This window comes from Pseudomonas sp. HY7a-MNA-CIBAN-0227 (assembly GCF_040310325.1).
GTDB lineage: Bacteria > Pseudomonadota > Gammaproteobacteria > Pseudomonadales > Pseudomonadaceae > Aquipseudomonas.
Genome location: NZ_JBEOPT010000002.1, coordinates 488,672 through 500,503, shown reverse-complemented (window position 1 = coordinate 500,503; position 11,832 = coordinate 488,672). Strand labels below are relative to the sequence as shown.

The following is an 11,832-nucleotide window of genomic DNA, read 5'->3' as shown; positions in this document are numbered from 1 at the left end:
ATCAACTCCAAAACCCTAGAGCTTTTAGAGTGACTACAAAGCTATCAATTAAACCACGGTGATTCATAATCACAACCGACGAAAAAAGCATTCTTGCTACCTTTCCATAGTCCTTTCTTTCATCACCATAAGACATCCTTCTCAGTAATAGCACTGCTATGATAAAATATATTACTCCGATTCCAGCAATCGTATAACTAACAGAGTTAACAAGAGAATATGTATCACCTAAGAAATCCAGATTACTTGAACCACCACCAGCAGAAGCAGTAGCACCCGTAATTTCATCAGCAAGTGCCCCAAGTGCGGGCATCGCCGTTGCACCACATTGGCCGGAAGCGAATCCAGAAAGTGAGCAATCATTCCCGTCTGGCAAGAACAGACCCGCAATTCGATAAGAGTTAAAGCATAATGAGGCGGCTAATGCCGTAATGAAGATGGAGGCTAATGATATTTTATGCCCTTCATCGGCTTTCATTTTAAGTCGTAAACCGACTCCTATCGTCAGCACAAATCCCATAAGTACACCGAAAACTATTGTTAATCCTCGAATCCATTTATTGTTGGTTTCAACGAAGTTTTGTGCAGCGGACTTGTCTTTTACTAAACCTAAATCGGGCTGATAAAGATTAACCGAGTTTGCTTTTCCTTTTGAAGTAGTTGTTGCTTGTGCGGCTTCTGCAGTTGATGTTTGCATTGAAAGCGAAGTATTTTTTACAGATACTGTATCTACTGTCATTCCCAACGAAAACACAAACATAAAAGCGAATGCGAGTTTTATTCTTCTCATTATAATCTATGTAGTTGTTATTATAATTATAACATATTTTAATGTTATTACAATAACACACAATTACACATAATTAGCTGTTAAAAAGAACATACATCCAGTAAGTTAAGGCAATCAAAATAAGCCCCAAATTGATAAACTTCCATTTTTTAGATTTCTTGAAGTTCTTTTTAGGTTTTGTTGAGTATAATGTCTTATAAGCTTTTATCGTGCTGATAACGGCACTTTTGTTTGATGTGTCAGCGAACTCAAAGATATTGAGGTTTTTGTCAGCTAACTTTTTGATTAATTCTTGAAACCTTTGCTTGTGGGTATCGCTGATTTCGACATCACAATCAGACTCAATGAAACGTGCGTAACTGTCTGTTAAATCAAACCAGCCGTGGGATATATTTAGATAGTTAACAAATTCAATCGAGTAATCAAGGTTAGGTTGGTAAAGAGTAACATAATGATTGAATTGCCCAAAATAGTCTTTTTTCAGCTTCAACATATCCTGCACTTCTTGAACCTCAACGGGCGATAAGTCAGGACTGTTGTAAGGCTGGAAAGACAAAAACGTCAAGAAATTTGCTATTCTTAACGTTCTTGCATATATCGACTTTGAATTATTACTTAGTAGAACCTCTTCAACTTCACTCATCATACCACCCGCATATTATTTTAATTTTCGTTGATTTTTTACCCACTCTTCATAAGCTTGCGTGAGTTCATTTGCGTCATACACAGGAGTCAGCATTTTTGAGTAAGCAACCGGCTTCAAGTCAGCAGCAACAATACAACTGTTGACACGATGATAAGCAGAAGCCTTTGTAATATCAGTCTCTTCCATGATTTTATCTACTAGGTATGATTTACCCCAGAGATTATATTCTTCGGCTATAATGTCATTTGTTTTATAAATGACCTTCAAGACATCACTAAATAATCCTTTATCACCGGACGACCTAACAGAATCTAACATTGATTTTATTTTCGATTCGTTCATTTCGCAGCTTTTGAATTTAATGCCCTTGTTTTTAAATTTTTTCTCAATCGTAGGTTTAATATCAAGTCGAATGTGTTGCTCTAGAATGTTAACCATCAAATCATAGTCATACAACGCCTTAACATCACCGCTGGCACTTACCACAACTGGCAGTGAAAAATCTCTAAACAGATTTTCACCTTTAATGCAAAATCTTCTTGAAAATTCTCTTAAAGAAATTACTTTACCTTCACTCATCACTCACCCCATTTCCATTTTCATTGTTATTTGTTTTTTTTGCTACCGTCTTGATAGCCTTATTTTTCAATCTTGCAAAATATTTTGCCACTGGTTTGATAGCCTTACTCATTAATCGTGCAAATACAGCGTAAGCTATATTAAACCAATTTCCCGAAGTTGTTATTTTAAACAGATACCCAATGATAAATGGGAACACCCACATCAGTTTCTGATTCATCAAGGACATGACTCTAACCGAGGCAGGGTATTGATTACTTAAATAGAAAATGTAACCCGCCGCGAAACACAACACCGCGAACATAGCGAAGAATATCAATCCGTAGAATATGTTTTCCCACATGGCCCAGTTTAGCGGTTTGATTTTTTTATACCAGAAAGCCTTTATCAAGAACTCAGCTTTTTCAGCGACTGTGAGTGCTACACGTTTCTTTATTCCTCTTCCATCATACTTGTTTATATTCATTTTATATTGCACTTGTTTTTATTCATTATATCACCTGCAAATTATTTTACAATATTGAAAGAGTAATTAATTACAACTAATTAATATATAACCAAACAAAAAAGACGCCGAAGCGTCCAATTTGTGATACACGAACAATTATTCGTCTTTTTCTTTATCGTCATCTTTCTTAACAACGTCTTTCTTTTCTTCTTTTTTAAAGTCAGGATCTTTCATTACGCTGTCATCAAGTTTCTTACCTTCATCAACCACATCACCTGTTTGTCTTTGTGTAACTTGATCGCGAGCATTTTGAATATTTTCATAGTGCTCTCGTGCATTAATGTCATTCATGATTTTCTTTTGCTCTTTTTTGTAAGCAACAAACTCATGGATTGGCATTTCCGCAATTCTTGAAGCTTGTGCTATTTTACCGGCAGTAGCACCCCCGATTGCAGTTTGAGCCACTTGATTATTCATTTGTGAAGCGGAGCTTACGTTAACACCAAGATTCATGATTTGAAGAAGAGTCTTCACTAATTCGTCAGATACGTTAGTCGCCATTTTGAACAGAAGCGGCAATACTAATGCTAATGACAAACCAGACATTAAACCGGCTATCAACCCAGCTTCAACACCAAATCCTAAATCAAGCAATATTCTTACGATGTCGTATGGTTGCAATAACATCAATGCAAACGTGAACAATGTTCCGGCTAACATAATAAATGGAATTATCACAATACCAGCCCCATGCTTAACAACTCTTGTACTATATTCCATCTTTTTACCACCTAACGCCAAATCAACAATAACCATAAAAGGGAATATGATGATGACAGCAAACGCAGTGACTAATAATGTGTAGAACATGAAGATAAGCGAGATTGAATAGCTCATCGGCATTACGTCACCGTTTGTGATACCAGCCGCCAACATGATGTAGCAAGGTGTAGACGCTGCATCAGCTGCAGCCGCCGCACTAGCACTCACAGTCTTGATTAGCTTGCCTCCCAGCTTGCCAGTGCTACCAGCAGCAGCAACCGCACCAGACGAACCAGCAGCGTTTGCACTGTCACTTATATCAAGCACATTATTTGCCGCTTTCACTACTGCAATAGTTGATAAACAAGTGACACCGGCATCTCTAAATTTCTTACCCGAAATCACAACTGTCTCAAACAAAGAAGGCTTAAATGTTTCAGGACAATCTGTTCTTTCGCAATACGCTAAACCATCAGTGATATTCATGTTCATCGGTAAAGCACCTGCGTATTTCATTGCGTCATCAACCGGGCCTAGGACAACATCGGTAAACGCATCTATGATTGCTTGTGCATAGCTGTTTTCGATATTCTTTTCGATTTGATTAAGGCTTGCTATGTTACCCGTTGCTAATGAATTGTCATCAAATAGAGTTATAAATCTGATTTCTGGAAACTTGTTCAGAATATCTGTTTGATCAGCTTCTTTAACGTAGTTTTTGTTTTCAGGAGATCCAAATACCGCCACGTTATCAACAAAGTTGTTGTGCTGTTTATTACCATTTACATAAGTATAAGTCACAGCATTATCGATTCTGTTCGCTATAACATCTTTTGAATGTTTTGATTTAACAATCTCGATAAGTTGTAGCGGAGCAGCAGCAACACCTTTGAGTTGTTTCTTTAACGCCTGATTGTTTGAATTGGTTACTTGACTAACGACTTCTCTATAAGCCTCTTTACCCGCGATGCTTACGATGTTGTAATAGATTTTCAAAGCTTGTGCATGTGACTTTGCATTGATGAACTTGACTTTGATTGCAGCTACTTGATTGACTGCATCCATTGTCAATAGCTCATACTTATTACCCACTGGATTGATACACGCTTGATCTAACGTACCCCATTGATTCAAGTCATGATAGAAACTATTACCACTCCCATTGAGTATACTTAATGCTTTCTTTTGATTGTCATAATTGAATGTAGAGTTTGCACAGTTTACTGATAACCAATCTACACCGGCAGCGTCTAACCAATTATAAATTTTTATGAATGTGCCGTCTTTATTTATCCCATATTTAGCCGCAGTTACAAGCCCCATTATAGATGCTGTTATTTCGACTCTTTGTGCGTCAGTATTGAAACTTAATACATCATTCTCAACACTTGAAAACGCCGCTTTAAAATCTGCTTTTACAGCATTGTAAACTTCTGGATACTGATTAGCGACATATGACAAGTCGTCAGCAGTTAACGCAGAGCTTACAGTTGCTTGAATGGTGTTGAGTGCAGTGATTGCATCAATTGAACCTTTAAAATTCATCGCAGCAGCAATTGTGTTTCTTCTTTTTAAAGAGTTGCTATCATTGCTGGTGAAGTCGTCGTTAAATTCAACCACATCTTTACCAAGCCCAATTGAAAAATTGGAAGTCTCAAAGTTAAGAACGTCATCGACAAAATAACCGCCGTTTGATTTTCCATAAAGCTGATACGCTAAGACATATCCTTCAGCATTCCACCATTTTGAAACCGCCCATATCGGGCTGATAATTCCTGTTGTTACCATGTCGATCCAATCAACAGTTTTATTAATGTTCGTTGCGTATTCAATGCCTGTCAATTTAGATTGATAAGCAGCGAAGTCGCTAAACGTGGTCGATCTATCATTACCATCTAAATCGGTTTGATTAGCTGACAAGTGTTTGGAAAATCTTACAGCCTTTGCATAGCTCGTTCTTTTCTCTTCTAACTTTCTTGCGAACACCGCTTCTGCAATGTCATTTCTTTTCGTTAAGCGAATTGCTAAATTGGAAATCGGCAGATTACTATTGTTGCTAACATCATTCATCGCATTTGAAAAGAGAGCATTGTTTATAGCTCCAAGGCTAGGCAGTACAATATAAGCAAATAGCCCTGATAATATGGCACCTACTCCAAACCAAATGCAAGGTCTTATAAGCCCTTCGAAGTCTTCAGCAAAAGTTGTAGTTTCCTCTTGAGAACCTCTCATCATTACCATCACGAAACGGATTACAAAGACGCAGAAAAATATAACTATACAAAGCGTGTAAATCCACGCTATATATTTGTCGAGTGGAACTGTTGGGCCGTTGTAATCTATTAGCTCCAATCCGTACAAAGCTTTCAATACCGGAGCGACATAATTTAGATTGATAAGCGAACCAAGCATCCTTACAACGAACAAATCATTTTTACTTAAGTTCGGTGCAAAGGTAGGTGTTTGTGAACCATCTAAATGCTGTTCAGCTTCTTCCATATACTTAACTGAATCCGAAGGACTCAAATCACAACCTGCTAAGGAAAAGACGATTGTGAAAGCAAGCAATATTTTTTTAATTACATTCATGTTTTCCTCTGTTAGTTAATATTGTGTTTATTTTTTATTGCTCTCATCAAACCGCCAAATCCTAAAACCTTGATAATCATGAATGACAATATCAATGCGTTTGCAATCACGAATGAGAACAACGCATGGGCTAGGTCATTTGCAAGGCCAGCGTAAGAAAGGAAATTGATTATTGCGATTGAAGCTATCGATGAAAAAACGAACATGAGCATGATAAGCTTCCTCATGGAAGCGGTATCAAGAACATGGCCCCTGCCATCGTCATTCACTTGAAATGACTTCTTAAATTGCAGACGCAACCCATCAATCATTTTTGTTATTTTTATATGCTGCATTATACACCGGAACATTATTATACTATATATTATTATATCATATTATAATACAAACACAAGATAACCAATACAGGAGCAACCACTTTTATAAACCGCTTCATATTAATAACGCAAAGACACCTTTCAAATATTTTTATTGCACGTACATATATAGAGCTATAAACTTATTTCAAGCTTTTAAATACCCAGAATAAGAAGCCTGTTTAAAAGACTCAAACCTTCAAGCATTGTGGCTCAACCACAAGCATCGACACCCTAGGGCTTTGGAGCTGGTGTGATGACAACCATCGAGAGTTCATGAGACGACCACCCTACCCCACCAAGGCTGGCCCGCACTCGCTACACCAGTCAATGACCAACACCCATGAGCTTGTCTATCGCAGTGATCTTCAACACAGATCTTCACCTACCAGCATCGAGAAGATTCCGCCATACCAGACCATGTGGAGCTTTCAATTTTGCTGAAATCTATTTCCTGAAATCTCATCTCTGTTTTCAATTTTCTGTATCCAATTTTTCCAAAAGCAAACAATTGCTTTCAGCTCTCTTTTTGTAGGGATACCCAAGATTTAAAACAGGAATACCCAAAACACCTGTTTGCCGCAAATTATTAGGGATACCCAAAACCAAAAAGGGATACCCAAAACACAGGGATACCCAAGATTTCCACGGTCTAAACTTGGAATACCCAAAACAGGGCTAAGAAGATGATTTTACGTTTAAGCAAGATGATACATTCTTGGGTATCCCCAGAATGTGTTTCTAACGCCTTTCAGTTGTTTTGAAGAATATTAAGTTGTTTAAATTTTTAGTTATAGCGTTAATATCAAGGTGAATGATATGTATAGCATTATAATACATGCACCCCTTGATCTTTAATTTGCAAGTGGTATGATAAGAATAACAACATAACAATTAGCCATGACAAACAAGAAAGAAATAAACTACAAAACACTTATACATTTTTTCGTTATGCTGCATAGCGTAATAATGGTAGCACTTGCACTTTCCATCTTCATAAGCTGGCCGGAAGCAAAAGAATTATCTTTTAAAATCATAGCAGAGAACACTCTCTTAAATATCACGACCAAGCCAGCCATTATATTGTCAGCGTTTATTATATTTATGCTTTTTGACATTGCTAGAGATCACTGGCAGGAGGTTGATTTTCGCACGAACTTTCGATTATATCTGTCAGCTTGCGTATTTGGAGTTATCACGCTGAATATGTTTTTAGGTTTTATAACAACAATTGAAAATTTCAAAAAATTTGACAGTGAAACTGACCGTACTTCACAACAAATGCCAGCTACTGAGAAGTTAGCCAGCGAAATAATCAACGGTAGCAAGTTATACATTTTTTCCAAGGAGGCAAAATGATTTCTAAAAACAAACTTGCGAAAGCTCTAAAAGGGAATTTCTTAGCAGCCACACTATTGGTTTTCGGCATAATAATGGACGTAGCTTATATATCTTTAAGCTTGCTCAGTGACCCTACACCATTCGTAGAATTGCCAGTATTTGGAAAGATTGCATTAGCATTGCCATTGTTTGCAGTGATGTTATATGCATACCAAAAACTAGCTTCCATAGCGACAGGACATGACCAAATTCAACAGCTTATGAACATAGCCAAAGAAACAAAAAACGAGGACAGCCATGAGAATTAATTTCAGCCTCATGCGATATTTCCTGATGTCGCCAATCTATCCGGCCTACACATTAACAGGGTTTTGCATTGTTCTTTTTTTAACATTCGTTTTCATTGACGAACCTGACAGAGCTATACCACTGTTAATTTACTTTGCATTTCCAGCAATTGTCTTATTGGCCGATCTACTGTTGATAATACCAAACCACTTTCACAACAAAAAAGAAATCGAAAGAATTATGCAGGAACTTAAAGAACAACAACTAACTGAGGACAGCCATGACTAAAATTAAAGACCATCTAAACGCAACACTAATAGCAGTTAAATATGTATCATTATTTTTAGCATTTGTGACTTTATCAATGATAGTTGGCGACCAAATCAAAGGTCTTACAATCGCTGAAACGATGGCTAGTCAATCGGACAACCTTATAGCTATTTTTTCATCAAGTGTCATCACTGGATTATTGTTTGACTTGTTTATCTTCATAGGGAGCAAGATGGATGGCTGCCAAGAAAAACTAGAAAAACAAGTCGAAATCTTGACTGAAGAGCTTGAAGTGGAAATCAAAAGATTAGAAGAAGAAATCAAACAAGAACAACCAACTGAGGACAGCCATGACAGAACCTAAAAACGAACAGTACGAAGTAACTGCACAAGAGTATAACGGTTTATTCGACTACACCAACAAGCTACCAGACAACCTCACCAACAAGGACATGGACTGGCTACGCAAGAGAATTGACAGCGGCTTACCCACGGACACGCCTAAGTCGAAAAAGATCAAATCCGCCATCAAGGTCTACATCGAAGAGAAAGCGAACATAAAGGGTTATGACAGCCATTTGTTTGTAGCGTTATTTTGCTCAATAGCTTTTTCATTTTCATTTGCTTTTGGCGTAAGTGGATTAAGCATAGGCAATTTATTTCTACCGCTAGGAATGGCGATTGCCGCATTAGCAGGCACGGTTAGGAACAACGAAAACGCATTGGCTGCCTACGCATTATTGAACAAGAAACCAACAGCGTCTGTTGCCACAATTATCTATAGAAATGTCATGCCCGCGTTAGCTTTCCTAATCCCTATGTGTTTTCTATACGGCATGTATGATGGTCATCAACATGACCCGGCAAAATTTATAGATTTGGTAATATTATTAAGCTTTTGTTTAGCTACATTTGCACTTAGAAAACTTAGTGAAATGCTAATAGCTGAAACGTTGAAACAATACCAAATAGGAAACGCCACGAACGAATTTTACCAACAATCAACTGAGGACAGCCATGACACAAACCAACAATGAACCAGCAGTGAATAAAGACCCAAAAACTAGTGACTTCCTAAGTTACATAGAAGAACTACCAAGCGACTTGAAAAGAAAAGATATTAAATATCTTACTGACAAGATAGCGAATGGAGAGACTACAACACACTGGAAGTTTAAACAAATACAATCATCCATATACTTATTTTTGCTTTTTCAATCAAAGTCCTCAAAGCATGACAACCATTTACCATACGTCTTAATCTTCGCATTTATACTTTCATTGATCTTCGCTGTAGCACCCGGAGAGGTTCACTTATCCATAGTTTCTACAGTTACTGCTTTGTCAATTTTCATGCTAGCAGTTCACACAAGAAGACTTATTAACATGGTGATAGCAAATAACCTAATAGCTGATGTGAAGAATGGATTTCTCACCAACAGATTCATGCGTTATGTCATACCAGTTATTGTATGTATTGTTCCAGCGATATTAGTCTCAGTTTACTTTAACGGACTAGACAGACCGATTGAAATTGCGACTGGTAAAGCAATTGCAACGGTATTTGATACGTGGGTTGCAGCTATCATGGCGACAGCAACTTTATTAATCGAATCCTTCAAAAAGAAGAAGCTCAAAGAGTATTTAGAAACATACAAAATAGAAGACAAGGATTACTAGAACAAAGAGAGCCAAGCCGACGTTTTTATATTTTTAACCTCTATTAATTTGAGGGATTGCATTAAGATATATTAATGCAATAATGATACTAATACAATATGCAAAATAGGAGAATAATATGAACAAAGACGATCTACTAAAAGACTTCATGAGCGACATTAGCCACAAGGAACTTATGAAAAAATACAACTTGACGAAGAAGGAATTTGACAAGTTCAGGGCTGACAACAATCTAGAAAAAGAGGATCGATACATATTGAAAGACAAAATTATTTTGCAAGATTGTTACAGAGGATTCCCAAATACATACATCATGAACAAACACAATCTTACAAAGCATAAATTTAGAAGATTCATCATGCGAAATGAAAGAAATTCAGACTGGTCAGGATTAACAAAGCACAAAGGTAAAAGGATTTTAGAGCTTTATTATGTTGCTGGAAAAGCCATTTGCGATATACATGCAGAATATGAGGCAGACTATGATTATGCCTACATTGAACGTTTCTTAAAGGACGCAGTTTTATCAAAAAGAAATATCGAAATGGTAGCTTCATATGTTGCAGGTGCCACCGTTGAAGAGCTAGTCAAAACCTACAAACTGAACATCCAAACCGTAAGCAAAATATTGAAAGCAAAAAAATGAACAAGAGCCTTCACGGCTCTTTTTCATTTAATACGATTGCAATTAAGTCATCTTACGCTTATTGAATATAATTTATAATATGGTATTATAATAGTAGATAACTTCAATTTATAAAATGACAACAATCTATAAAGACACGTTAGACCTGATAGTCAAAGAAAGGATAGTAGAGCTACACAAAATCTTCGCATATCAAATCGCTTCAATCGCCTTCATGTCATTGTGCTTATTCCTATGGGCACACACTGGCTTGCACTATCTCATGTTTGTTCCAGCCATCTGTATTACAGCAGTCTATGGAATCGCATACATCCGAGCAAAATGCATAACAGAACACGATCAATTGACCGCTCAAAATGTCAGCATCATCTATGACATGTCACAACTTAACCAATCGACAGAACAGGAGACACTATGAAGTCAAATATTGCAATATTCTACAGCGGGCCAGATAGGAACAAAGAAGAAATAGAGGTCAGCAGAAACAAATCTTTAGAATTTAATGACGCCCAGTTTAAAACAACAACCGCTATAAACTTAAGAGACGTAGTTGGGCAATATTCTATGGTTGCTATCATAGCAATATTTTTATTCTACGCAGGTACAGCAGTCAATCCAGACGACAATTTAATGAAAGTTATCCTCATGCACATGTCCTTGATATTCATTGGCATTACTGGAGTCTTTAGTGTTCTTGATGCCGTATCTGATTTCAAGAACGACATCAGACAGCATAAAATGAATGTTAAATGTATAAATGAACACTACGATAATATCGATTCAGAAAATTCAGTTGAGCATAAATCTCACTTAAATGGAAATATACAGGACACAGTATGTCACTTTGGGAATATGGTTAAACAAAGACAAATCAAAAATAATGAGGAAATGAAATGAGAGAAGAAAAAATCCACCTAAAAAGCATGGGAGAAGAACTTACCTTTGCCATCACGGATAAGGAACTTACCCGCATAGAAAAACGTATCACCGACCTTCAAGCCAACCTCAAGAAACATGAACACTTGATGGAGAAGCGGGCCGCAGATGTGGGCATCCTACGCCACGGATTGAAACCGAACGAAGCAAAAGCATCTGAGGTGGAAGCACAGCTTGTTAAGGCGGGTAGTCATAGATCATTGATAGTGAATGATATAGCGGCTCTCACAGCGTTCAAGGAGGCTTTTAAGAAGCGATTGCTGACTATCTCGAAAGAGATTGAAGAAGAGAAAGTGAAGAAAGCAACCGAGGTAGACAGAGCTAAGTTTAAAGCCGAAATCATCGCCAATCCAGACCTCTTGATAGACTTGATACTGGACGAAAAAACAAAGGATAAAAACATTAACTACGTGAAGTTTGTTGCAAAGTTGAAAAAGAAATTGAAGGAAGAAGGCAATGAGAAGGCTGATTAAAGTCGTAAGCAAAACACGATACTTTTTA

Annotated in this window: 14 protein-coding genes; 8 read left to right on the top strand and 6 right to left on the bottom strand. The window is 37.2% G+C overall.

From position 1 onward, the window contains the following. Window position 1 precedes the first annotated feature (1 nt). From AAEZ06_RS05550 to AAEZ06_RS05525, 6 genes are all read right to left on the bottom strand, one after another. A complete protein-coding gene (locus tag AAEZ06_RS05550; protein ID WP_350613307.1) occupies window positions 2-790 on the bottom strand; it encodes a hypothetical protein in 789 nt (262 codons plus the stop codon). A 73-nt stretch (window positions 791-863) separates the two neighbouring features. Continuing rightward, a complete protein-coding gene (locus AAEZ06_RS05545; RefSeq protein ID WP_350613305.1) occupies window positions 864-1,433 on the bottom strand; it encodes a hypothetical protein in 570 nt (189 codons plus the stop codon). A 15-nt stretch (window positions 1,434-1,448) separates the two neighbouring features. Then, window positions 1,449-2,015, bottom strand: a complete 567-nt coding sequence (locus AAEZ06_RS05540) for a hypothetical protein (protein ID WP_350613303.1) — start codon at window positions 2,013-2,015, stop codon at window positions 1,449-1,451. After that, window positions 2,008-2,481 (bottom strand): hypothetical protein, encoded by a 474-nt coding sequence (locus AAEZ06_RS05535; protein WP_350613301.1) that lies wholly within the window; start codon window positions 2,479-2,481, stop codon window positions 2,008-2,010. The genes AAEZ06_RS05540 and AAEZ06_RS05535 overlap by 8 nt, the downstream gene beginning before the upstream one ends. A gap of 138 nt (window positions 2,482-2,619) precedes the next feature. Next, entirely contained in the window at window positions 2,620-5,814 is a 3,195-nt protein-coding gene (locus tag AAEZ06_RS05530; RefSeq protein ID WP_350613299.1) for a hypothetical protein, read from the bottom strand. 11 nt (window positions 5,815-5,825) lie between these two features. Beyond that, window positions 5,826-6,149 carry a hypothetical protein gene (locus AAEZ06_RS05525; protein ID WP_350613297.1) on the bottom strand — a complete coding sequence of 108 codons (324 nt, stop codon included), beginning with the start codon at window positions 6,147-6,149 and terminating at the stop codon, window positions 5,826-5,828. 921 nt (window positions 6,150-7,070) lie between these two features. Between AAEZ06_RS05525 and AAEZ06_RS05520 the strand changes: the two genes are divergently transcribed. From AAEZ06_RS05520 to AAEZ06_RS05485, 8 genes are all read left to right on the top strand, one after another. Then, on the top strand, window positions 7,071-7,529 hold the full coding sequence (locus tag AAEZ06_RS05520; RefSeq protein ID WP_350613295.1) for a hypothetical protein: 459 nt from the start codon (window positions 7,071-7,073) through the stop codon (window positions 7,527-7,529). Next, complete coding sequence (locus AAEZ06_RS05515; protein ID WP_350613293.1) at window positions 7,526-7,819, top strand: hypothetical protein; 294 nt, start codon at window positions 7,526-7,528, stop codon at window positions 7,817-7,819. Before AAEZ06_RS05520 ends, AAEZ06_RS05515 begins: the two co-directional genes overlap by 4 nt. 260 nt (window positions 7,820-8,079) lie before the next feature. Next, on the top strand, window positions 8,080-8,433 hold the full coding sequence (locus AAEZ06_RS05510) for a hypothetical protein (RefSeq protein WP_350613291.1): 354 nt from the start codon (window positions 8,080-8,082) through the stop codon (window positions 8,431-8,433). Next, entirely contained in the window at window positions 8,420-9,106 is a 687-nt protein-coding gene (locus AAEZ06_RS05505) for a hypothetical protein (protein WP_350613290.1), read from the top strand. Before AAEZ06_RS05510 ends, AAEZ06_RS05505 begins: the two co-directional genes overlap by 14 nt. After that, window positions 9,087-9,749, top strand: coding sequence for a hypothetical protein (locus AAEZ06_RS05500; RefSeq protein WP_350613289.1), 663 nt, complete (start codon window positions 9,087-9,089; stop codon window positions 9,747-9,749). Before AAEZ06_RS05505 ends, AAEZ06_RS05500 begins: the two co-directional genes overlap by 20 nt. A 118-nt stretch (window positions 9,750-9,867) precedes the next feature. Next, window positions 9,868-10,395, top strand: coding sequence for a hypothetical protein (locus AAEZ06_RS05495; RefSeq protein ID WP_350613288.1), 528 nt, complete (start codon window positions 9,868-9,870; stop codon window positions 10,393-10,395). A 414-nt stretch (window positions 10,396-10,809) separates the two neighbouring features. Beyond that, window positions 10,810-11,292 carry a hypothetical protein gene (locus AAEZ06_RS05490; protein ID WP_350613287.1) on the top strand — a complete coding sequence of 161 codons (483 nt, stop codon included), beginning with the start codon at window positions 10,810-10,812 and terminating at the stop codon, window positions 11,290-11,292. Then, on the top strand, window positions 11,289-11,804 hold the full coding sequence (locus AAEZ06_RS05485; RefSeq protein ID WP_350613286.1) for a hypothetical protein: 516 nt from the start codon (window positions 11,289-11,291) through the stop codon (window positions 11,802-11,804). The genes AAEZ06_RS05490 and AAEZ06_RS05485 overlap by 4 nt, the downstream gene beginning before the upstream one ends. Window positions 11,805-11,832: the final 28 nt, after the last annotated feature.

What these genes read in the sequence shown, in the direction of transcription:
- AAEZ06_RS05550 (WP_350613307.1), bottom strand. Translation starts at nt 790, where the DNA reads ATGAGAAGAATAAAACTCGCATTCGCTTTTATGTTTGTGTTTTCGTTG.
- AAEZ06_RS05545 (WP_350613305.1), bottom strand. Translation starts at nt 1,433, where the DNA reads ATGAGTGAAGTTGAAGAGGTTCTACTAAGTAATAATTCAAAGTCGATA.
- AAEZ06_RS05540 (WP_350613303.1), bottom strand. Translation starts at nt 2,015, where the DNA reads ATGAGTGAAGGTAAAGTAATTTCTTTAAGAGAATTTTCAAGAAGATTT.
- AAEZ06_RS05535 (WP_350613301.1), bottom strand. Translation starts at nt 2,481, where the DNA reads ATGAATATAAACAAGTATGATGGAAGAGGAATAAAGAAACGTGTAGCA.
- AAEZ06_RS05530 (WP_350613299.1), bottom strand. Translation starts at nt 5,814, where the DNA reads ATGAATGTAATTAAAAAAATATTGCTTGCTTTCACAATCGTCTTTTCC.
- AAEZ06_RS05525 (WP_350613297.1), bottom strand. Translation starts at nt 6,149, where the DNA reads ATGCAGCATATAAAAATAACAAAAATGATTGATGGGTTGCGTCTGCAA.
- AAEZ06_RS05520 (WP_350613295.1), top strand. Translation starts at nt 7,071, where the DNA reads ATGACAAACAAGAAAGAAATAAACTACAAAACACTTATACATTTTTTC.
- AAEZ06_RS05515 (WP_350613293.1), top strand. Translation starts at nt 7,526, where the DNA reads ATGATTTCTAAAAACAAACTTGCGAAAGCTCTAAAAGGGAATTTCTTA.
- AAEZ06_RS05510 (WP_350613291.1), top strand. Translation starts at nt 8,080, where the DNA reads ATGACTAAAATTAAAGACCATCTAAACGCAACACTAATAGCAGTTAAA.
- AAEZ06_RS05505 (WP_350613290.1), top strand. Translation starts at nt 8,420, where the DNA reads ATGACAGAACCTAAAAACGAACAGTACGAAGTAACTGCACAAGAGTAT.
- AAEZ06_RS05500 (WP_350613289.1), top strand. Translation starts at nt 9,087, where the DNA reads ATGACACAAACCAACAATGAACCAGCAGTGAATAAAGACCCAAAAACT.
- AAEZ06_RS05495 (WP_350613288.1), top strand. Translation starts at nt 9,868, where the DNA reads ATGAACAAAGACGATCTACTAAAAGACTTCATGAGCGACATTAGCCAC.
- AAEZ06_RS05490 (WP_350613287.1), top strand. Translation starts at nt 10,810, where the DNA reads ATGAAGTCAAATATTGCAATATTCTACAGCGGGCCAGATAGGAACAAA.
- AAEZ06_RS05485 (WP_350613286.1), top strand. Translation starts at nt 11,289, where the DNA reads ATGAGAGAAGAAAAAATCCACCTAAAAAGCATGGGAGAAGAACTTACC.